This window comes from Bradyrhizobium sp. 25ACV (genome assembly GCF_054863005.1).
This window is the reverse complement of the sequence record NZ_JAVAYO010000013.1, coordinates 33,052-54,482: the sequence shown is the minus strand read 5'-3', so window position 1 is coordinate 54,482 and position 21,431 is coordinate 33,052. Positions and strand designations below refer to the sequence as shown.

Annotated in this window: 18 protein-coding genes; 4 read left to right on the top strand and 14 right to left on the bottom strand. The window is 64.9% G+C overall.

The annotated features are described in order from the left end of the window. Nucleotides 1-35: 35 nt before the first annotated feature. From RAD04_RS26875 to RAD04_RS26860, 4 genes are all read right to left on the bottom strand, one after another. Nucleotides 36-932, bottom strand: coding sequence for a TauD/TfdA dioxygenase family protein (locus tag RAD04_RS26875; protein ID WP_461626195.1), 897 nt, complete (start codon nucleotides 930-932; stop codon nucleotides 36-38). A gap of 144 nt (nucleotides 933-1,076) precedes the next feature. Further along, complete coding sequence (gene ispG, locus RAD04_RS26870) at nucleotides 1,077-2,360, bottom strand: flavodoxin-dependent (E)-4-hydroxy-3-methylbut-2-enyl-diphosphate synthase (RefSeq protein WP_461626194.1); 1,284 nt, start codon at nucleotides 2,358-2,360, stop codon at nucleotides 1,077-1,079. A gap of 12 nt (nucleotides 2,361-2,372) precedes the next feature. After that, the gene (locus RAD04_RS26865) at nucleotides 2,373-3,326 is read right to left on the bottom strand and encodes a DMT family transporter (protein ID WP_461626193.1); all 954 of its coding nucleotides are present in this window, start codon (nucleotides 3,324-3,326) and stop codon (nucleotides 2,373-2,375) included. Between the two features lie 35 nt (nucleotides 3,327-3,361). Further along, a complete protein-coding gene (locus RAD04_RS26860) occupies nucleotides 3,362-3,856 on the bottom strand; it encodes a Fur family transcriptional regulator (protein ID WP_018316739.1) in 495 nt (164 codons plus the stop codon). Nucleotides 3,857-4,012: 156 nt separating this feature from the next. Between RAD04_RS26860 and RAD04_RS26855 the strand changes: the two genes are divergently transcribed. Genes RAD04_RS26855 through RAD04_RS26845 form a run of 3 tightly spaced genes read left to right on the top strand, consistent with a single transcriptional unit; the run spans nucleotide 4,013 to nucleotide 7,225 of the window. Beyond that, nucleotides 4,013-4,495 (top strand): MarR family winged helix-turn-helix transcriptional regulator, encoded by a 483-nt coding sequence (locus tag RAD04_RS26855; protein WP_091964483.1) that lies wholly within the window; start codon nucleotides 4,013-4,015, stop codon nucleotides 4,493-4,495. Further along, a complete protein-coding gene (locus RAD04_RS26850) occupies nucleotides 4,488-5,651 on the top strand; it encodes an HlyD family secretion protein (protein WP_461626192.1) in 1,164 nt (387 codons plus the stop codon). The genes RAD04_RS26855 and RAD04_RS26850 overlap by 8 nt, the downstream gene beginning before the upstream one ends. 17 nt (nucleotides 5,652-5,668) lie before the next feature. Then, nucleotides 5,669-7,225 (top strand): MDR family MFS transporter, encoded by a 1,557-nt coding sequence (locus RAD04_RS26845; protein ID WP_461626191.1) that lies wholly within the window; start codon nucleotides 5,669-5,671, stop codon nucleotides 7,223-7,225. Nucleotides 7,226-7,404: 179 nt separating this feature from the next. Here the strand turns inward: RAD04_RS26845 and RAD04_RS26840 are convergent, their stop codons facing one another. From RAD04_RS26840 to pcaF, 6 genes are all read right to left on the bottom strand, one after another. Next, nucleotides 7,405-8,496 carry a phosphotransferase gene (locus tag RAD04_RS26840; protein WP_461626190.1) on the bottom strand — a complete coding sequence of 364 codons (1,092 nt, stop codon included), beginning with the start codon at nucleotides 8,494-8,496 and terminating at the stop codon, nucleotides 7,405-7,407. Between the two features lie 48 nt (nucleotides 8,497-8,544). After that, nucleotides 8,545-10,233, bottom strand: coding sequence for a methyl-accepting chemotaxis protein (locus RAD04_RS26835; RefSeq protein WP_461626189.1), 1,689 nt, complete (start codon nucleotides 10,231-10,233; stop codon nucleotides 8,545-8,547). Between the two features lie 256 nt (nucleotides 10,234-10,489). Next, nucleotides 10,490-11,080: a protocatechuate 3,4-dioxygenase subunit alpha gene (gene pcaG, locus RAD04_RS26830; RefSeq protein ID WP_461626188.1), complete on the bottom strand. Its 591-nt coding sequence runs from the start codon at nucleotides 11,078-11,080 to the stop codon at nucleotides 10,490-10,492. 1 nt (nucleotide 11,081) lies between these two features. Further along, a complete protein-coding gene (pcaH, locus tag RAD04_RS26825) occupies nucleotides 11,082-11,783 on the bottom strand; it encodes a protocatechuate 3,4-dioxygenase subunit beta (RefSeq protein ID WP_461626187.1) in 702 nt (233 codons plus the stop codon). Nucleotides 11,784-11,877: 94 nt separating this feature from the next. Continuing rightward, nucleotides 11,878-12,771, bottom strand: a complete 894-nt coding sequence (locus RAD04_RS26820; RefSeq protein ID WP_461626186.1) for a dioxygenase family protein — start codon at nucleotides 12,769-12,771, stop codon at nucleotides 11,878-11,880. 119 nt (nucleotides 12,772-12,890) lie between these two features. Further along, on the bottom strand, nucleotides 12,891-14,099 hold the full coding sequence (gene pcaF, locus RAD04_RS26815) for a 3-oxoadipyl-CoA thiolase (RefSeq protein ID WP_461626185.1): 1,209 nt from the start codon (nucleotides 14,097-14,099) through the stop codon (nucleotides 12,891-12,893). A gap of 216 nt (nucleotides 14,100-14,315) precedes the next feature. Between pcaF and mutS the strand changes: the two genes are divergently transcribed. Then, nucleotides 14,316-17,054 (top strand): DNA mismatch repair protein MutS, encoded by a 2,739-nt coding sequence (mutS, locus tag RAD04_RS26810; protein ID WP_461626184.1) that lies wholly within the window; start codon nucleotides 14,316-14,318, stop codon nucleotides 17,052-17,054. Nucleotides 17,055-17,173: 119 nt separating this feature from the next. Here mutS and RAD04_RS26805 read toward each other — a convergent pair whose 3' ends face one another. The 4 genes from RAD04_RS26805 to RAD04_RS26790 all read right to left on the bottom strand — a co-directional run bounded on the left by RAD04_RS26805 (nucleotide 17,174) and on the right by RAD04_RS26790 (nucleotide 21,427). Next, nucleotides 17,174-18,850, bottom strand: a complete 1,677-nt coding sequence (locus tag RAD04_RS26805; RefSeq protein ID WP_461626183.1) for a methyl-accepting chemotaxis protein — start codon at nucleotides 18,848-18,850, stop codon at nucleotides 17,174-17,176. Nucleotides 18,851-19,090: 240 nt separating this feature from the next. Next, a complete protein-coding gene (locus RAD04_RS26800; protein WP_461626182.1) occupies nucleotides 19,091-19,900 on the bottom strand; it encodes a hypothetical protein in 810 nt (269 codons plus the stop codon). 177 nt (nucleotides 19,901-20,077) lie between these two features. Next, nucleotides 20,078-20,587 (bottom strand): OsmC family protein, encoded by a 510-nt coding sequence (locus RAD04_RS26795; RefSeq protein ID WP_461626181.1) that lies wholly within the window; start codon nucleotides 20,585-20,587, stop codon nucleotides 20,078-20,080. Nucleotides 20,588-20,641: 54 nt separating this feature from the next. Further along, nucleotides 20,642-21,427, bottom strand: a complete 786-nt coding sequence (locus tag RAD04_RS26790; protein ID WP_461616250.1) for an ABC transporter ATP-binding protein — start codon at nucleotides 21,425-21,427, stop codon at nucleotides 20,642-20,644. Between the last annotated feature and the right edge of the window lie 4 nt (nucleotides 21,428-21,431).

Below are 21,431 nucleotides of genomic sequence, written 5' to 3'. Positions count from 1 at the left end.
GGCGGATTACGCTTCGCTAATCCGCCCTACGCTATTTAAACCGGCCTCTCCCCCTTCACCGTCACGCGCGTCCCCGAGCGCGTATGCGGCCAGTAGTCCCACATCGCGCGGTGCTGGGTGCAGCGATTGTCCCAGAACGCGATGGCATTCTCCGTCCAGCGGAAGCGGCACTGGAACAGCGGGTTCTCGGCGTGCTGGTAGAGATAGGCGAGCATCGCATCGCTCTCGTCGCGCGGGATGCCGTTGATGTGCCGGGTGAAGCCGCGGTTGACGTAGAGCGCCTTCTTGGCCGTGACGGGATGCGTCCGCACAACGGGATGCTCGGCGCTCGGATAGGACGGACGGTCGGCAACGCCATAGTTCGCATAGAGCCCGCGATAGATCGGCTCGCCGTCATGCAGCGCGGTGAGGCCACCGAGATAGGCCTTCATGCGATCGGACAGCGCCTCATAGGCGGCGTACATGTTGGCGAACAGCGTGTCGCCGCCGCGCGGCGGACATTGCTTGATGTAGAGGATCGAGCCCATCGGCGGTTCGAGATCGCAGGACACGTCGGAGTGCCAGCCCTCGCCGTTGGCGCGCGGCGAGCTCTTGTCGGCGTAGATCTTCATCAGCGCCGGGTCTTCGTCCTCATGCGGCGCGGCGGGATGGAAATGCAGCTCGCCGAACTTGCGGCCGAAGGCGAGGTGCTGCTGCGGCGTGATCTGCTGGTCGCGGAAGAAGATGACGAGGTTTTCGGCGAGCGCGCGGTGGATCTCGTCCATCTGCCGATTTGAGCGCGCGTCGTCGGAGACGAGCCTGCCGATGTCGACGCCCGATATTTCCGCGCCGATGATGGGCGTGAGCTTTTCGACCGCGATAGTCTCGTAGGGCGCGCCGTCATCGGCCGTGTGGCGATAGCGCGGACCTTGCTTGCCGGACAAAGAGCTCATGGGTGTTGCTCCCGATCATTCTTGATTGGAAGCATGGTAGCCCGGATGGAGCGAAGCGCAATCCGGGAACGGTCAGCACACAAAGAAACGGGGCGGGTCGCTTGCGCCAACCCGCCCCGTAATTTCGAATTCTTCGAGCGACGCCTACTCCGCCGCGGTCACCGGCACCTTGGCGCCCTGGCCGTAACGCTGCTCGATGTAGTCGATCACCAGCGCCTTGAAGTCGGCGGAGATGGTCGGGCCGCGCAGCGTGCGGAACTTCTTGCCGTCGACGAACACGGGCGCGGCCGGCGCTTCGCCGGTGCCCGGCAGCGAGATGCCGATATTGGCGTGCTTGGATTCGCCGGGGCCGTTGACGATGCAGCCCATCACCGCGACGTTGAGCTCTTCGACGCCGGGATATTTCGTCTTCCAGGTCGGCATCTCGTCGCGGATGAAATCCTGGATCGAGCGCGCCAGTTCCTGGAACGTGGTCGAGGTGGTGCGGCCGCAGCCGGGGCATGCCGCGACCAGCGGCACGAAGGTGCGGAAGCCCATGGTCTGCAGCAACTCCTGGCCGACCTGCACCTCGCGGGTGCGATCGCCGCCGGGCTCCGGCGTCAGCGAGATGCGGATGGTGTCGCCGATGCCCTGCTGCAGCAGGATGCCGAGCGCGGCGGAGGAGGCAACGATGCCCTTGGTGCCCATGCCGGCCTCGGTGAGGCCAAGATGGATGGCGTAGTCGGAACGGCTGGCGAGAACCTCGTAGACGGCGATCAGATCCTGCACCGCCGAGACCTTTGCGGAGAGGATGATGCGGTTCTTGGGCATGCCGAGTTCTTCGGCGCGCGCCGCCGACAGCAGCGCCGACTGCACCATGGCTTCGCGCATCACCGCGCGCGCATCGCGCGGGTCGGACGAGGCGGTGTTCTCGTCCATCAGCTTGGTCAGCAGTTCCTGGTCGAGCGAGCCCCAATTGGCGCCGATGCGGACCGGCTTGTTGTTCTTGTTGGCGATCTCGATGATGTCGGCGAACTGGGTGTCGCGCTTGTCCTTGAAGCCGACATTGCCGGGATTGATGCGGTACTTGGCGAGCGCCTCGGCGCAGGCCGGATAGGCCGCGAGCAGCTTGTGGCCGATATAATGGAAGTCGCCGATCAGCGGCGTGGTGATACCGCGCTTGGCGAGGCCGTCGCGAATGTGCGGCACGGCGGCCGCAGCTTCCTCGCGGTCCACGGTGATGCGGACCATTTCGGAGCCGGCGCGCGCGAGCGCTGCGACCTGGGCGATGGTACCGTCGATGTCGGCGGTGTCGGTGTTGGTCATCGACTGCACGACGATCGGCGCACCGCCGCCGACGGCGACGTCGCCGACCTTGACCTGGGTGGTGTGATGGCGCGGCGCAGGCCCCGCGATGTCGGAATCGATGGTGGTTTCGGGCTTGTTCATGGGGTCCAAATATCAGGTTTTGGTGACGTTCAGCAATGCATCGCGCGGCGCCGCAGCGACTTGGCTCGGACGGTTAACGAGAAAAAGCCCAGCAATTACAAGGACGGCTGCTGCCCCGAACGCCAAGCTTAGGGTGTCGTGCATGATGAAATAGCTACCGACGACGCCAAACAAAGGGGTGATGAAGGTAAAAGCCGACAATTTGCTGGCCGAATAGGCCTTCACCAGCGCGAACCAAAGCGTGAACGTGGTTCCAACCACCCAGATCGCCTGGAAGGCCATCAGGCCGAGCGACAGCGGCGCCGGCGTATGCGTGATGGTCTCGCCGAACAGCCAGGCCGCCAGCCCCAGGATCGGGATCGAGATCGCCACCTGATAACCCAGCGCCTTCTCGGGCGCGGCGAACCGCAACCTTGTGCCCTTGGCAACCAGCGTCGTCGCCGCCCACAGCGCGGCGCCACCGACGATCATGAGGTCGCCGAGCAGGACATGCGAATCGACATTGGGCTGCGGCACGCCAATCGCGAGGGCGACGCCGGCAAAGCTGATGGCAAGACCCAGCCATTGCGGGGCGCCGAGCCGCTCGCCGAGCACTTGGTAGGAGCCGAGCGCAACGAAGAACGGCGCAGTGTAGAGGAACACCACCGCGCGCGAGGCCGAGGTGAGGCGCAGCCCCTGGAAGATCAGCACGAATTCGATGCCGAACATCAGCCCGGCGATCAGGCCCGGCTTCCACGTGCCGTCATTCTCGAAGAATTTGACCCCGCGAAGCGTGCCGATGAGGAACAGCACCGGCAGCGCGCCCGCCGACCGGATCGTGGCCTGCAGCATCGGCGGAATGTCCGGCAGCACCAGCTTCACCGCGATCTGGTTGAACCCCCAGGTCAGGCACAGCATGAGCATCAGGGCGATGGCGCCGGCACTGAGGGGACGTGCGGCGGAATAGTTGGCTTGTGGCGAGGACATCTCTTCCCGAATACCGGCTTTGCGCCGTTGTTGCTCTATGCAGCTTTCTGACAATGGGTGCAGACGCCCGTGATCTCCACCACGGACAATTTAGGCGCAAAGCCCGAGCTGCGCGCCGCAGCATTGAGATCCCCGGCGAATGATGCCGACGGGATCTCTCCGACCAGGCCGCAGCGCTCGCAGATCAGGAACGCCACCGCCGAGGTCGCGTCGTGGTCGTGGGCGGCACAGGCAAGGTAGGCATTGCGGCTTTCGATGCGGTGCACGAGGCCGTTGGCCATCAGGAAATCGAGCGCGCGGTAGACCGTGATCGGGGCCGGCCGCGACATCGATTTGGCAAGCTCGTCGATCACTTCATAGGCGCCAAGCGGGCGATGGCTGGAGAGCAGGGCCCCCAGCACCTGACGGCGTATCGGCGTGAATTTCTGTGCGCGCTGCTTGCAGACCTCCTCGGCATGCGCCAGCGCGTCCGCGGTGCAGCGGCCGTGATCGTGGTCGGGCGCGGGAAATGCCGGCTTTGCGAGGGTCATGCGGCCACGTTCTAGCATTTGCGCCCGGGAACCCAAAGCACGACCCTGCGAACGGCTGCCAGCCATGCTCGCTCTGCGGGACAGCATCCTGATAATCCGCCATGGAATAATCATAAGCTTGCTTATTATATCCCGAGCTTATTGGAGACCAAGCTTATGACCCGCGGGTCTGTCGACCAGAACTTCCTGTTCACGCTCGGTGAGCTCTACCGCCTCCTGCGCGTCTATGCCGACAAGGAGGCATCGCGGTTCGGCATCACCCGGGCGCAATGGGCAGTGCTGGCCAAGGTCGAGCGCAGCGAAGGCATGAAGCAGTCGGAACTCGCGGAGCTGCTCGAGATGCAGCCGATCACGCTGACCCGCCTGATCGACAAGCTCTGCGACAATGACTGGATCGAGCGCCGCAGCGACGCTTCGGACCGCCGCGTCAAGCGCCTGTATCTGAGGAAGGCCGGCCGGCAATTGCTGGGCCGGATGAGCGGGCTGAAGTCCGAGCTCACCGCCAACGCGCTCGACGGCATCACGCCGGCGGACGCCCATCGCCTCCTGGCCCAGCTCGAAACCATCAAGGAAAACGTGCGTACCGCGATCCAGACCAGCGGCGCGGAACAGGCACGTAAGGAGCAGCGCTATGGCTGACCAAGTCCTCAAGTTCCAGCCCGAGCAGAAGACCGACAGCGGCAAGCCCACCAAGAAAGCCGGCACCGATCCGCGCCGCCGCCTGGTCGCGGGCCTGCGGCGTTACCGCCGCTTCCTGCTCCTGGTCGTGCTGCCTGTCATCGCCGCCATCAGCGGCATCACTTTCTACCTGCATGGCGGCCGCTATGTCGGCACCGACGACGCCTATGTCGGCGCGCAGAAGGTGCTGGTGACGCCCGACATCTCCGGCAAGATCCAGAAGGTCGTCGTGAAGGAAGGCCAGTCCGTCAAGCAGGGCGACGAGCTGTTCGAGATCGACCCCGCTCCGTTTCGCCACGCGGTGGTCGAAGCCAAGGCGCAGCTCGCGCAGGCCCGCACGACCTACGACAACCTCGTCGCCAACATCAAGATCTATGGCGACATGCTGGGCCTCGCCCAGCAAGGCATCGATCTGAAGCAGCGCGATGTCGAGCGCAAGCAGGCGCTGGTGAAGAACAACTACGGCTCGCAGCTCGATCTCGACAATGCCTCGAATGCGCTGGTCACCGCCGGCGCGCAGGCGCAATACATCAAGCAACAGCTCTCCAACGCCAGGACGCAGCTGCTCGGCGACCCCGAATTGCCGCTGGAACAATTCCCGCCTTACGCACAGGCCAAGGCCAAGCTGGACGATGCCCAGCGCAACCTCGACCACACCGTGCTGCGCGCGCCGATGGACGGCGTGGCGACGCAGGTCGAGCAGATCCAGCTCGGCCGCTATGTCGCCGCCGGCACGCCGGTGTTTTCCATCATCGACGTCGCCCACCCCTGGGTCGACGCCAATCCGAAGGAGAGCGACCTCACCCACGTCACCGAAGGACAGCCCGTCACGCTCGAGGTCGACGCGTTCCCGAACCACGTCTTCAAGGGCAAGATCGGCTCGCTCTCCCCCGGTACCGGTGCGCAATTCGCGATCCTGCCGCCGCAGAATGCCACCGGCAATTTCGTCAAGGTGGTGCAGCGCGTGCCGATCCGCATCTATTTCGACGAGACCGACAAATATGTGCGGAAGCTGAAGGCCGGCATGAGCGTCTACGCCACCATCGACACCGGCCATCAGCGCTCGCTCGCCGGCCTGCTTGGCCTGTCGGCGACAGCGAGCCAGGATAAAGACTGAACGCAAGGACTGATCCGATGTCCGGTCCCAATGCCAGCCTGATGGTCCCCGGCCTGCGCCGGAACATGGTGACGATCTGCGCCATGACCGCGACCATCATGCAGGCGCTGGACACCACTATCGCCAACGTTGCCCTGCCCTACATGCAGGGCACGTTGTCGGCCTCGCAGGACCAGATCAACTGGGTGCTGACTTCCTACATCGTCGCCGCCGCGATCATGACGGCGCCGGTGGGCTGGATCGCCAACCGCTTCGGTCGCAAGCGCATCTTCATCATCTGCTCGGCCGGCTTCACCATGGCCTCGGTGCTGTGCGGCCTCGCCCAGGACATCAACCAGATGGTGCTGTTCCGCCTGCTGCAAGGCGTGTTCGGCGCCGCCCTGGTGCCGTTGTCGCAATCGGTGATGCTCGATTATTACACGCTCCAGGAACGCGCCAAGGCGATGTCGATCTGGGGCATGGGCGTGATGATGGGCCCGATCATGGGGCCCTCGCTGGGGGCCTGGCTGACCGAGACCTATTCCTGGCACTGGGTGTTCTTCGTCAACCTGCCGTTCGGCTTCATCACCGTGCTCGGGCTGATCGTCTTCATGGACGAGACGGACAAGAATCTCAGTCTCAAATTCGACTGGTTCGGCTTCGCCGCGCTGGCGGTTGCGATCGGCTCGCTTCAGCTCGCGCTCGACCGCGGCGAGCAATTGGGCTGGCTGGAATCCAATGAGATCCTCGCGGAGTTCATCGTCTCGGCCGTCGCCTTCTACTTCTTCCTCGCGCACTCCTTCACGACCTCGACCCCGTTCATCCGCTTCGCGCTGTTTCGGGATCGCAACTTCGTCACCGGTTGCGTGTTCATGATCGTGATGGGGCTCGTGCTGTTCTCGACCATGGCGCTGGCCTCACCCTATATGCAGAACGTGATCGGCTATCCCATCATCACCGCCGGCCTCTTGCTGGCGAGCCGCGGCTTCGGCACCTTCTTCGCGATGATGCTGGTCGGCCGCATGATGCGCTATTTCGAGGCGCGCACGCTGATCATCGCCGGCCTGACACTGACCGCGGGCTCGCTGTTCCAGATGACCGGCTGGACCGATCTGACCCAGGTGCCGGAGATCGTCACCGTCAGCGTCATCCAGGGTTTTGGCTTCGGCCTCGTCTTCGTGCCGCTGTCGACCGTGGCGTTCCTGACGCTGTCGAACGATCTCCGTACCGACGGCACCGCGATGCTGACCCTGATGCGCAACGTCGCGAGCTCGGTCGGCATTTCCGTCGTCATCGCCCAATTGACGCAGGGGACGCGGCGGACCTATGCGATCCTGTCCGAGCACATCAACCCGTTCAACCATGCACTGCAGATGCCCGACGTCAGGGGCCTGATCAACCTGTCTACCGACGCCGGCCGCGCCATGGCCGACAGGATGGTCAGCGTGCAGGCGCAGATCATCGCATTCGCGCACGACTACCAGATGGTGATGCTCTTCGTCCTCTGCACCATCCCGCTCGCTTTGCTGATCGGTTCGACCAAGGCCACGCTGCGCAAGGAGGCGGCGGGACCGGAGCATGCGGTGATGGAGTAGGACGCGGTCGACCACCAATCTCCGCTGTCGTCCCGGACAAGCGAAGCGCAGATCTGGAATCCATAATCACCGGCAGTGGTTTGGTGAAGACTCGGAGTTACCAGTCTCGCGCCATAACCTCTCCCTGTGGTTATGGGTCCCTGCGTTCGCAGGGACAACACAGAATATGCGGCGCGCCCCTACAACAACTCCTCGCAGCCCAGATCATCCACAGCCGCAAACACCCGCTCCAGATTGTTCCACCAGATCAGCGGCGGAAGGTTGATGCTCCATTGCCAGACCGGCTTGGTGATGTGCCAGAGCACCGAGCGGCGATAGTCCTGGTCGAGTGCGCCCCGCGTGTAGCCGCTGACGCCGTGCGAGATCAGGGTCTCATGATAGCGGTTGAGCAGCAGGCGCTCGAGCGTCTGCCTGCGCTCCGGATACCATTGCGTCGCCATCATGTAGGCGAGATCGTGGGTCGGCACGTTGATGCGCCACTGGTCGAAGTCGAAAATGCGCACGGTGTCGGCGATGTCCGCGCGCGGCAGCAGGAAATTCCAAGTATGGGCATCGCCGTGGGCAATAGAGAGATGCCGATGGGAATGATAGCGCTCAAGCAAACGATCCGACTGCTCAATGAACCGACGATAGAGGATGCGTCGTTCTTCGCTCAGGCGGTCGCCGAGAAGATCGGCAAAACGATCATAATGGCCGGCAAAGGTCTCCATCAACCTTGACGTATCATCGGCGCTCATCCAACTGCCGACGGTGTCGCCGAGACTTGGGTGGTCCCACCATGCCGCGTGCCAGCTCGCGAGCGTCGTGACGATCGCCAGCGCCTGTTCGCGAGACGGCGGCAGGGGCCACTGGGCCGGGACATCATGGCTATCGGTGAGATCTTCGAGCAGCAGATGCCAACTGACATTTTCCTCATCGAACTGTCCGTCAAAGCAACGCGGCACCAGCCCCGGCGGCATATTCGGTGCAAGTTTCGCATAGAAGGCCACTTCGTGCCGTCCGCCATGCGCGAGCGTCTTGGCAAAATCGGCATGCGGCGTCTTCAGGATCAGTGTCTGCGGCGCGCCGCCGGATTCACCGACATAGCGCAGGCTGAGGCGGACGATGTGTGACACGACGGTGTCGCGCTGATGCAGCACCTTCACCTCGCGAACCGCGCCGGCGTCGAGCACGCCGCCCCTGCGCAGCGCCGCCGTCAGTCGGGCGGGCTCAACGACATCAGGCAGTTGTGGAGGTGTCATGAAATTCACGATGCCCCTGTCCCCCGCCATACTGCACGATCATGCCCCCACGCACCAGCGGTCGAACCGACGCCGCGCTCAAGCCGCCTCGGTCGAGTCGCGCACGGTCCGGACCACGACCGACCGGAGCTGTTCGAGATTGGCCGCCATGCCGGCGATCGCCTGCCTGACCTCGGCGGCGCGCTCGTTCACGGAAGCGGCGTCGCGGCTGACATTGCCGATCTTGGCCGAGACCTCCTTCGCCGCTGAAGCCGATTCGGAAATCGACCGCGTGATCTCCCGCGTCGCGGCGTCCTGCTCCTCCATCGCGGCGGCAACCGAAGTCGCCACGCCGTCGATCTCGACGATGTGCCCTCCCATCGTCTCGACGGCATCGACCGCGGCCTGCGTCGAGGCCTGAATCTCGGTGATCAGCCGCGTGATCTCCTCGGTGGATTTGGCGGTCTGATCGGACAGGGACTTCACTTCGGCGGCGACCACGGCGAAGCCGCGGCCGGCCTCGCCGGCACGGGCGGCCTCGATCGTGGCGTTGAGCGCCAGGAGGTTGGTCTGGCCGGCGATGCCGCCGATGAGGTCGGAGACCTCGGCGATCTTCTTCACCGATCCGGCCAGTGCCTGGATGGTCGAACGCGCCTGCTCGCGGCCGGCGACAGCCGATTTCGTGACGGTGCTGGTCCGCACGACCTGGCTTGCGATCTCGCGGATCGAAGCGCTCAGCTCTTCGGCCGCGGCCGAGACGGTCTGCGAACTGCCCAGGGCCTGGGTGGAGGCCGCCGCGACCGCCTGCGACTGTGCGGAGAGCGACCTCGCGATCTCCGACAGGCTGGACGCCGCCCGCTCGACGCCTTGCGTCGCTGCGCCGGCGGTGTCGACCGATCGGCCGGTCTCGCGCTCGACGGTCTCGGCCATCTGGTGCAGGGCGGAGCGCTTGGCGAGCGCCGCCGCCTGCTCCTGCCGCAACTGCTCCTCGCGCAGGCGGGAATTCTCGACCGCTGCCTGCTTGAACACCACAAGCGCCCCCGCCATCGAGCCGACCTCGTCCTTACGGTCAGCGAAAGGAATGTCGGCGGCGAGATCGCCGGTCGCGAGCTTCTGCATCGTGCCCGTCATGCGCACGATCGGCCGCACCACGCCGAGGGCGACACCGAGCAGGCCCGCAGCAACGAAAGCCAGGACAGCGGCGGAGACGCCGAGGAGGATGTAAAGCATCGAGCTGTCGCGGTCCGCGGCCAGCTTTTCCATGGCTGCATTCTGCTTGTTGGCGTTCTCGACGATGCTGTCGATCACGGCGCGATGCGCGGTGTAGGCGTCCTTCACCTGCGCATAGATGCGCTCGGACGCAGCGGCGTCCTTGGCGTTGAGGGCCGGCAGGAGCTGGTCGGACGCCTTCCAGAATTTCTGCACCTCGGCATCGGATTTCGACACCAGCGCCGTCTTCAGGTCGGCCGAGAGGCTGGAGGTGACCCAGAACGCCTTGCGCTCGTCGTAATCCTTGCGGAGCTGGACCAGACGTTCGCCGTGGGCCGCCAGCTGGTCCGGCTCGCGCATGGCCAGCGTCGCCTCGAGATAGGCCTCGATGACATATTCCGGCGGCGGCAGAATGTCCGCGATGAGGTCGTTGCCGAGCTTGATGTCGGAGTAGAGCGGACCGCCGACCTTGAGCTCTTTCAAGGCGTAGAGGCTGGTCGAAACCACGGCGGCAAAACCGATGGCGAGAACGATGCCGAACGCAATGATCGCAGATGACAACGACAGACGAAATTTCATGAAAACAATCCAGGGCGGTGTCAAAACTGCAGCCACCCTAGACGAATACGGTAAATACGGGATTGATTCGCGCCGAAATTGTATCGCGCGAACCCCGTCCAACTACGGGAATTTGACGTCAAGTCGTCGGTATTTGAGTCAGCGAGGCTGACGCACACACGTGCGGGAGAATCGTTTCGGCCGGAGGCAGCCTCGGCTTCGATGCGCCAGATGAGACATGCGTGCCGGCGACCAAGCCTCCCCGGCACGCATTGCCTCACACGTCGAAGAACACTGTCTCGTTGTCGCCCTGGAGCCGCAGGTCGAGCCGGTAGGCCGGCTTGCCGGCTTCGCGCACCGCGGTCAGCGTGGCGCGGCGCTCGGTGGGCACCAGCGCCAGCACGGGGTCAGCGGCGTTGCCGGCCTCGTCGCTGAAATAGATCCGGGTGTAGAGATGCCTGAGCATGCCGCGGCCAAACACCGCAAGGAGGATGTGCGGCGCCTGCGGCTTGCCGTCGGGATCCGGCACCATGCCCGGCTTGATGGTCTCGAACGCGTAATTGCCGTCCTTGTCGGTGCCGCAACGGGCAAAGCCGCGGAAGCTCGCATTCGGCAGCGCACGCTTGTCCTGCGGGTCGGCAAAGCGACCCTGCGCGTCCGCCTGCCATATCTCCAGCATGCAATCCGGCACGGCAACGCCGTCACCGTCGAACACGCGGCCCTCGATGCGGATGCGCTCGCCGGTGACGTCTGGCGTGAGCGTCGAGTTGGTGAACGCGTCGTTCCAGGCGTATTCGCCGTTCGGCGTCAGGCCGTATTTGAAGAACGGACCGACGGTCTGCGATGGGGTGATACCGTTGTCCTGCACTTTAGTGATTCTCCATGGGGGTGGCGTTCTTGCCGCGCAGCACGACGTCAAAGCGGTAGCACAGCGCCCATTCGGGCTGGGTGTTCTCGAGATCGAACGAGGAGACCATCCGCGCCCGCGCCTTCTCGTCCGGCACCGAGTTGAAGATCGGATCGAACGGGAACAGCGGATCGTTCGGAAAATACATCTGCGTCACGAGGCGCGTGACGAAGGAATGGCCGAACACCGACAGATGGATATGCGCGGGACGCCAGGCATTGTGGTGATTGCCCCAGGGGTAGGCACCCGGCTTGACGGTGACGAAACGATAGTAGCCGGCGGCATCGCTCACGGTACGGCCGGCCCCTGTGAAATTCGGATCGAGCGGCGCAGGATGCTGGTCACGGACATGGACGTAGCGGCCGCAGGCATTGGCCTGCCAGATCTCGACCAGCGAGTTCGGCACGCCGCGGCCATCCTCGTCGCGCACATGGCCGTGCACGATGATGCGTTCGCCGATCGGCTCGCCGGTATGCTGGGTGGTGAGGTCGGCATCGCCCTCCCGCACGGTTTCGTGGCCGTAGACTGGACCGGTCAGCTCCGACAGGGTGTGCCGCATCGGGATCAACGGCTTGTTCGGCGCGCGCTTGATCGAGCTCTTGTACTCGGGCGACAGCGGCAGCGGATGCGCCTTGTTGCTGTCAGTGGGATAGATGAATGTCATGGGCGAACTCCTCCCCGGCCATTGTGGTCCGGCCGGACAACGCTTCCGCCAATCATTATAGGATATAACTAATTGGGGGAAGCGGGTTTGAGCCCTATTTGATCGGCGGACGCGGCAGTACGGCTTCCCCGACTTCGAGCCGGTAGACATGGTCGAGCGAATACCAGGGCGTCGCAACATCGCGTTCGGTCGGATGTGGCGCGTCATGGCGCAGGAACTTGCCGATCAGCGCCTGCGTCACGCCGAACTGCACGTCGCTGTCGATATGGGGATCGTTCGGATCGTAGACCTGCGAGATCAGGACCTTGAAGCCCGGCTTGAGGATCAGGGCATGCAGATGCGCGGGGCGATAGGGATGGCGGCTCTGCGCCTCCAGCAGGCGGCCGACCACGCCGCCCGTCGGAATGGGATAGCCGACCATCATCACCGAACGGAAGGAGAAGCGCCCATCCTGGTCGGTCGTGAACTTGCCACGCAGGTTCATGTCGGCCTGGTCAGGATCCTGGTTCTCGTAGAGGCCGACCGGAGAGGCGTGCCAGACATCGACCTCGGCGCCGACGACCGGACGACCGTCCTTGTCCACGACGCGGCCGTTCACGAACAGCGGCGCGCCCGGGGTCTCGGAGCGGACGATCGATCCGCCATTCTCGACCCGCGGCGAGTTCAACCGCCAGAACGGCCCGAGCAGCGACTGATCAGTTTCGGTATTGCCCTGATCGCCGTTGTTGAGCAGGCACACCAGCGGCGAGACGCCGAGCGAGCCCGCCATCAGCACCACTTCGTTGTGCGTGTCGGTGGTCAGCTTGCCGAGTTCGGCCACGATCGCCGTGGCGTCCCGGAATTCCTTCTCGGTCAGGCGGACGTCGCGCACGAAGCCGTGCAAATGCTTGACCAGGGAGATCATGATCTGGCGCATGCGCGGATCGGAAGTCCGCTCCATCACCGCCAGTGCCGCGGCCGTGACGTCCTGCTCGCGCTCGATGATCATGCCCGCCTCCCGATCGCCCGTCATTCCGGGGCAGCCCGACAGGGCTGAACCCGGAACCTCGAGATCCCGGATTCCGCTCTAACGAGCGGCTCCGGGATGACGGTCCACTGCGTGGACCGTCAGTTCAGCTTCTCGATCGCGACCGCGACGCCCTGGCCGACGCCGACGCACATGGTGGCGAGCGCGAGCTTGCCGCCGCGCTTCTCCATGCCGTGGACGGCGGTGAGCACGAGGCGCGCGCCGCTCATGCCGAGCGGATGGCCGAGCGCGATGGCGCCGCCATGCGGATTGACGAAGTCGGCATCATCGGTAACGCCGAGCTGGCGCATGCAGGCGATGCCCTGCGAGGCGAAGGCTTCGTTGAGCTCGATCAGGTCGAAATCGCTGATCTTCTTGCCGAGACGCTCCATCAGCTTGCGGGTCGCGGGCACCGGACCGATGCCCATGATGCGCGGCGGCACGCCGGCCGAGGCAAGGCCGAGGATGCGCCCGCGCGGCGTCAGGCCATGCTTCTTCACCGCAGCTTCCGAAGCCAGGATCATTGCGGCGGCGCCGTCATTGACGCCGGAGGCGTTGCCGGCGGTCACCGTGCCGGGATTGCGCACGATCGGCTTCAGTTTTGCCAAACCTTCGAGCGTGGTTTCGGGTCGCGGATGCTCGTCCTTGTCGACAGTGATCGGACCCGCCTTGCCGCCGGGAATGGTGATCGCAATGATTTCTTCCGCAAAATAGCCGGCCGCGATCGCCGCACCCGCGCGCTGCTGCGAGCGGATGGCGAAAGCGTCCTGGTCAGCGCGCGAGACCTGGAATTCCTCGGCAACGTTCTCGCCGGTCTCCGGCATGGCGTCGACGCCGTACTGCGCCTTCAGCAGCGGGTTGATAAAGCGCCAGCCGATCGTGGTGTCGAAGATTTCGGCCGAACGCGAGAAGGCCTCCTGCGCCTTGCCCATCACGAACGGCGCACGCGTCATGGATTCGACGCCGCCGGCAATGGCGAGCTCGATCTCGCCGGAGCGGATGGCGCGGCCGGCCGCACCGACCGCATCCAGGCCGGAGGCGCAGAGCCGGTTGAGGGTCTGGCCGGGAACCGAGTCCGGCAGACCTGCGAGCAGGAGCGCCATGCGTGCGACGTTGCGGTTGTCTTCGCCGGCCTGGTTGGCACAGCCGAAGAAGACTTCATCCACCTGCGCCCAATCGAGATTGGGGTGCTTGGCCATCAGTGCCTTGATCGGGGCTGCGGCAAGATCGTCGGCACGCACCTTGGCGAGCGAGCCGCCGAAACGGCCGATCGGGGTCCGCACGGCATCGCAGATAAAGACGTCACGCATCGTTGTTCTCCCTGAATGCCGCGGTTCGGCCGGAATTCTTCAATGACGGCGGAGTTTTAGGAGGGCGCCTTCAACAGGTCAATCGACCGATACACGCGTGTTCCGAGGGGGCCACACGCCGACCACGCATGCCGCAATGCGGACAACGTGGAAAACCTCCCCTTCCCGGCCAAAGCGATAGGAGCAGGAGGCGAAATTTTGTAGGTTGCGCCGCCCATGACCATGCAACAGCCGATACAAGTACCGCCTCCCGACGAAGCGCCCGCCTCGCCGGCGGAAGCGATCGCGCGCGTCACGCCGATGATGGAACAGTACCTGGAGATCAAGGCGGCGCATCAGGGCCTGCTGCTGTTCTACCGGATGGGCGATTTCTACGAATTGTTCTTCGAGGACGCCGAGATCGCCTCCAGGACGCTCGGCATCGTCTTGACCAAGCGCGGCAAGCATCAAGGCGCCGACATCCCGATGTGCGGCGTGCCGGTCGAGCGCTCCGAGGACTATCTGCACCGCCTGATCTCGGCTGGGCATCGGGTTGCGGTCTGCGAGCAGACCGAAGATCCCGCTGCCGCGAAGGCGCGCGGCAACAAGAGCGTGGTCCGCCGCGGCGTGGTGCGGCTTGTGACGCCGGGCACGCTGACCGAGGACACGCTGCTCGATGCGCGCGCCAACAATTATCTGCTCGCGATCGCGCGGGCGCGTTCGTCTGCCGGCGGCGACCGCTTCGGCCTCGCCTGGATCGACATCTCGACCGCCGAATTCACCGTGATGGAATGTTCGGGCGGCGAGCTCGCCGCGACGCTGGCGCGCATCAACCCGAACGAGGCCATCGTCACCGACGCGCTCTATAACGACAACGAGCTCGGACAGACCCTGCGCGAGCTGCCGGCGGTGACCCCGCTGACGCGCGACGTCTTCGACGGCGCCACTGCCGAGAAGCGACTGTGCGATTATTTTGCCGTCGCGACCATGGACGGGCTGGCGCAACTGACGCGGCTGGAGGCCACCGCAGCAGCGGCAGCCGTCACCTATGTCGACCGCACCCAGGTCGGCAAGCATCCGCCGCTGTCGCCGCCCGCGCGCGAAGCCTCGGGCGCGACCATGGCGATCGATCCGGCCACACGCGCCAATCTCGAGCTGACCCGGACGCTCGCAGGCGAACGTCGCGGCTCGCTGCTCGATGCGATCGACTGCACGGTGACCTCGGCGGGCTCGCGTCTGCTGGCTCAACGTCTGGCCGCGCCGCTGACGGATGCACCGGGGATCGCGCGCCGGCTCGATGCGGTCAGTACCTTCGTCGCCGATTCCGCCGCGCGCGAAGACATCCGCAGCATCCTGCGCGGCGCTCCCGACATGTCGCGCGCGCTGGCGCGTCTCTCGGTCGGCCGCGGCGGCCCGCGCGACCTCGCAGGTCTGCGCGACGGCATCATCGCCGCCGACCAGGTGCTGGCGCGGCTTGGCGAGCTCGATCAGCCGCCGCAGGAGATCGCGGTGGTGATGGCGGCGTTGCAGAGACCCTCGCGCGAGCTCGCGACCGAATTCGCCAGCGCGCTCGACGAACAGCTGCCGCTGATCAAGCGCGACGGCGGGTTCGTTCGACAGGGCTATGAGCCCGCGCTCGATGAAGCCCGAAACCTGCGCGATGCCTCGCGTCTCGTCGTCGCCTCGATGCAGGCGCGCTACGCCGACACGACGTCCGTGAAAGGCCTGAAGATCCGGCACAACAACGTGCTCGGCTATTTCGTCGAGGTCACCGCCCAGCACGGCGACAAGCTGATGTCGGCGCCGCTGAATGCCACCTTCATCCATCGCCAGACGCTGGCGGGGCAGGTGCGCTTCACCACCTCCGAGCTGGGGGAGATCGAAGCCAAGATCGCCAATGCCGGCGACCGCGCCCTCGGGCTCGAGCTCGAGATTTTCGAGCGGCTGTCAGCCAAGGCCATGGCGATCAGCGACGATCTGCGCGCCGCCGCCCATGCCTTTGCGCTGCTCGACGTCGCGACCTCACTGGCCAAGCTCGCAGTCGACGATAACTATGTGCGGCCGGACGTGGACGACTCGCTCGGCTTCGCAATCGAGGCCGGCCGCCATCCCGTGGTGGAGCAGGCCCTGAAGCGCAATGGCGAGCCGTTCATCGCCAATGCCTGCGACCTCTCACCAAGCCCGGCGCAAAAGTCCGGCCAGCTCTGGCTGCTCACCGGTCCCAACATGGCCGGTAAATCGACCTTCCTGCGTCAGAACGCGCTGATTGCCCTGCTTGCCCAGATCGGCAGCTTCGTGCCGGCCACGCGCGCGCGGATCGGCATCATCGACCGGCTGTTCTCGCGCGTTGGCGCCGCCGACGATCTCGCCCGCGGTCGCTCCACCTTCATGGTCGAAATGGTCGAGACGGCGGCGATCCTGAACCAGGCCGGCGAGCGCTCACTCGTGATCCTCGACGAGATCGGCCGCGGCACCGCGACCTTCGACGGTCTCTCGATCGCCTGGGCTGCGATCGAGCATCTGCACGAAAGCAATCGCTGCCGCACGCTGTTCGCCACGCATTATCACGAACTGACCGCGCTCTCGGCCAAGCTGCCGCGGATGTTCAACGCCACGGTGCGGGTGAAGGAGTGGCAGGGCAATGTCGTATTCCTGCACGAGGTGCTGCCGGGCTCGGCCGATCGTTCCTACGGCATCCAGGTCGCCAAGCTCGCCGGCCTGCCGCCGGCCGTGATCACGCGCGCGAAGTCGGTGCTCTCCAAGCTGGAGGCGCAGGACCGCGGCCAGACCGCACGGGCGCTGGTGGACGATCTGCCGCTGTTCGCGGTGCCCTCACGCGCAGCGGCGGAAGCCGCGCCGCCGAGCGAGGCGGACCTATTGATGGAAGCGGTGAGAGCGCTGCATCCGGACGAGATGTCGCCACGCGAGGCGCTGGATGCGTTGTATGCGTTGAAGGCCAAGCTGCCGAAGGCATAGATCAGACCGTCATTCCGGGATGGTCCGAAGGACAGACCCGGAATCTCGAGATTCTCAGGTGCGCAACTGCGCACCGTAGTTCGCCTCTTCGAGGCGCCCCGGAATGACTGTGCGCCTGGCTACGCCCTTGCCGCGATCGCCGCCGCCTCCGCCGCCGCGCGCTGCATGCTGGTCGACATCTCGTTCGTCACCGTGCTCTGCTCCTCGACGGCAGCGGCGGTCGATGTCACGTATTCGCTGACATTGTTGATCGCCTGCTTGATCGAGCCGAGCGCGCTGACGACGTCGCCGGAGATGCCGTTGAGGCTGCCGATCTCCTGGCCGATCTTGTCGGTGGCCTGCTTGGCCTGATTGGCGAGGCTCTTCACTTCGGAGGCGACCACCGCAAAGCCGCGGCCGGCTTCGCCGGCGCGTGCGGATTCGATCGTGGCGTTCAGCGCCAGGAGGTTGATCTGGCCGGTGATGCTGTTGATCATCTCGACGATGCCGCTCATCGACTGCGCCGCCTCGGTGAGGCGCTGGGCCTGAGCGTCGGCTGAGGCGACCTGCTCCACCGCGCTCATCGCGGTCTCGCGGGACTTGGTCATCGCCTCGGAGATCTCCCGCACCGAAGCGTTCAGCTCCTCCGAACCGGCGGCGACCGATTCCATCATGCCGCGCACGCGCTCGTTGCCCATGCGGACCAGCACCTGCCGCGTGGTGTCGGTGGCATATTTCACGACCTTGAACGGCTTGCCGTTGAGATCGAGGATCGGGTTGTAGGAGGCCTGGATGTAGACCTCCTTGCCGCCCTTGCCGATGCGCTTGTATTCGGCTGCCTGGTACTGACCGCGGTTGAGCGCGGCCCAGAACTCGCGATAAGCCGCGCCGTCGCGCTCCGCGGGCTCGACGAACATGCTGTGGTGCTTGCCCTTGATCTCGGCCATCGAGTAGCCGAGCGCGCCGAGGAAGTTGGCGTTGGCGGCGATGATCGTGCCGTCCATGTTGAATTCGATCACGGCCTGGGCCTTGTCGATCGCCGATATCTGACCGGCGAGATCGGCGTTCTTCAGCTTCTCCGCGGTGACGTCGGTTGCGAACTTGACGACGCCGTAAGGTTTGCCGTTCTCGTCGAGCAGCGGGTTGTAGGAGGCGAGGATCCACACTTCTCGGCCGGCCTTGCCGATGCGCTTGAACTCGCCGGCCTGGTATTCACCGCGGTTGAGCGCAGCCCAGAACCCGCGATAGGCCGCGCCGTCGCGGTCGGCCTGCGGCATGAACAGGCTGTGATGCTTGCCCTCGATCTCGGCCAGCGAATAGCCGAGCGTCTTGCAGAAATTCTCGTTGGCGGTGACGATGGTGCCGTCGAGCTTGAATTCGATGACGGCCTGGGCACGGCTGATCGCGGCGATCTTCGACGCATCCGTCATGCTCCGGATCTTCTTCGCCGTGATGTCGGTCGCGATCTTGGCGACCATCACCGTCTTGCCGTTGCCGTCGAGCACCGGATTGTAGGATGCTTCGATCCAGACCTCGCGGCCACCCTTCGCGATCCGCTTGAACTCGCGCGCCTGATACTCGCCACGGTTCAATGCAGCCCAGAACGCCTTGTACTCGGCGGTATCGCGCTGGTCGGCCGGCACGAACATGGAGTGATGCTTGCCCTGAATCTCGTCAAGCCGATAGCCGAGGGCGTCGAGAAAATTCTGGTTGGCCGTGATGATCGAGCCATCGAGATTGAATTCGATCATAGCCTGCGAACGGCCTATGGCGTCGAGCCGTCCTTGTGCACCGCTGTGGGACTTGCGACCGAACATCAAACAATCTCCATCTCGAAATACGCGATACTTCGTACGGGAAAAGCTCGAACAAAGTTCTAATAGAAATGTCGGAAACCAGCAGGGCTGGGAACGATCCGGCGGGCGTCAAGAGCCGCCATCCGCGCCCCTGCGACATTTCTCATTCAATGGCTTGGGACGATGCTGCGTTGCCTGTCGGCATGAGATGCGGTCTCCGACATGTCCTTTCGCGACGCGATGTCGCGCGTGTCAGTGGTCTCACGGCTCTAACCGCGCCTTGTGCATCGCACGTCGGCCGATTCCCCACAGCGTCAGATTCCAGGCGATGCAGGTGCCGAGCGCAAGACACAGACCGACGGCCGAGCCGAATGACACGACTGCAACGTGCAAGACGGCAATCGCCGTGCCGAATCCGAGCAGTCCCCAGGCGGAGTTGGCGAGCACGGCCGCGGTCGGCGGGCCGCCGATGCGCGGATGCAGGATCACCATGATGCTGGAGAACACCACGGGATACAGCGCGATGATGCCGCTGATGCGGGGGCCGACCCAGCCCGAAGTCGAGACCACGATGGCGACCAGGGTCGCGACCAGTGCAGCCCGCATCGGCACGTCGTACCAGCTGCGCGTGACAAGCGGCATCTTCACATGGCGATAGCCCGCCAGGAGCGGAATGCAGATGCCGAATGCGATCAGATTGGCGGCCAGCCCCGCGGTGAGCGACCAGTCGAACTGGCGGATGATCGAGGCAAGTACGATCCAGACGGCGACCGCGCTTCCACAACTCACCGCGAAACTGTGCCGCTGCGCCAGCACGACATAAATGAGGCACATGAAGATCGTCGCCGCATTGATCGGGAGGCTCGCCAGCGTCCCCTGCGCGATGAAGGCGGCATCGTGGTCGAGCGCGAGGAAGACGTAGGAGGGGCCGGCCGAGATCGGCAGGGTCGCGACCAGCGCGCCGATCACCGGACCCGAGCGCTCGGTGATGATTGAGGCCGTCACGACGAACGCCGCCGCGATCGCCATGCGCAGGACAAGGAAGACGAGGAAGTAGAGATCGGGGGACATTTTTGGCTTCTTACCCTCCCCTGGAGGGGGAGGGTCGGCTCATATTGAGCGCAGCGAAATATGAGACGGGATGGGGTGACAGTCTCTCAACGGCGACGGTGCCCGAGTGGAGAGATCACCCCACCCCGCTCGCGCTATGCGCGATCGACCCTCCCCCTCCAGGGGAGGGTGAGAGACTCACATCCGCTGCATCGACACTGACACCTTCGGGCCGTTCTTGATGGTCTGATAGACCACGCAATAGCGCTCGGTCAGCTTGAGCAGCAGATCGAGCTTGTCCTGCGGCGCTGATGTGTCAACCTCGAAGCGCAGACGGATCTCGGCGAAGCCGACCGGGGTCTCCTTGTCGACGCCGAGCGTGCCGCGGAAATCGAGATCGCCCTCGGCATAGACGTTGCCGGTCTTGAGCGGCACCTCGATCGCAGTCGCGACCGACTTCAACGTGACCCCGGCACAGGCGACGAGCGCCTCAAGCAACATGTCCCCGGAGCAGAGCTCGAGGCCGGAACCGCCGGTCGCCGGATGCAGGCCGGCAAGCGCGATGGCGCGGCCGGTCTCGACTTTGCAGGCGATGCCATCGCTGTCGGTGGAGCCCTTGGCCTTCAGCGTGATCAGTGCGGTCTTGGGATCGGTCTTGTAGCGCTCCTTGATCGGAGCCTGCATCTGGCGCAGCTCTGCAGCGTCCATTTTCGTTCTCTCCCGGAAAATTGCCCCTCGATGTACCGGTTCAGAGCGAAATTGTCACCACCACATGGCCTGACCGGGACCCTGGGTTGCGTCACGGTCGGGCACGTTGCGGTCAAGCGAACGGTCGAGTGACGTCAGCACACTTCGCTTGAAATTCTCGAACAGCGGCGAATTGCGGTCGCGCGGCCGTCCGAGATTGATCTCGATCTGGTCGAACAACCGGCCCGGCCGCGGCCGCATCACCAGCACGCGGTCGGCCAGCACCACGGCCTCGTCGACGTCGTGTGTGACGAGGATGAGCGTCGGCCGCGTATCGGCCCAGAGGTCGAGCAAATGATCCTGGAGATCCCTGCGGGTGAAGGCATCGAGCGCGGAGAACGGCTCGTCCAGCAGCAGCACCTCCGGCTGCGGCACCAGCGCGCGTGCGATCGCAACCCGCTGCGCCTGTCCGCCGGAGAGTTCGCGCGGCCAGGCCTGCGCCTTTTCCGCCAGCCCGACGCGTTCGAGCGCACGCGCGACCTTCTCGCGGCGCTCGGCCGCGGGCAGATCGGCGAGTCCAAAACCGATATTGTCGGCGACGCTGAGCCAGGGCAGCAGCCGCGGCTCCTGGAAGATGATGCCGATCTTGGCGTGCGGCGAGACGATCGCCTCATGGTCGAGCGTCACCGTGCCCGCGCTGGCGCGATCGAGGCCGGCGATGGCACGCAGCAGCGTGGACTTGCCACAGCCGGAGCCGCCGATGATGGCGATGATCTCGCCCAGCCTGATTTCGGCGGAGAAGCGCGAAAGCGCCTGCACGCCGTTGGGATAGGTCTTGCTGACCCGGTCGAGCGCCAGCATCGCC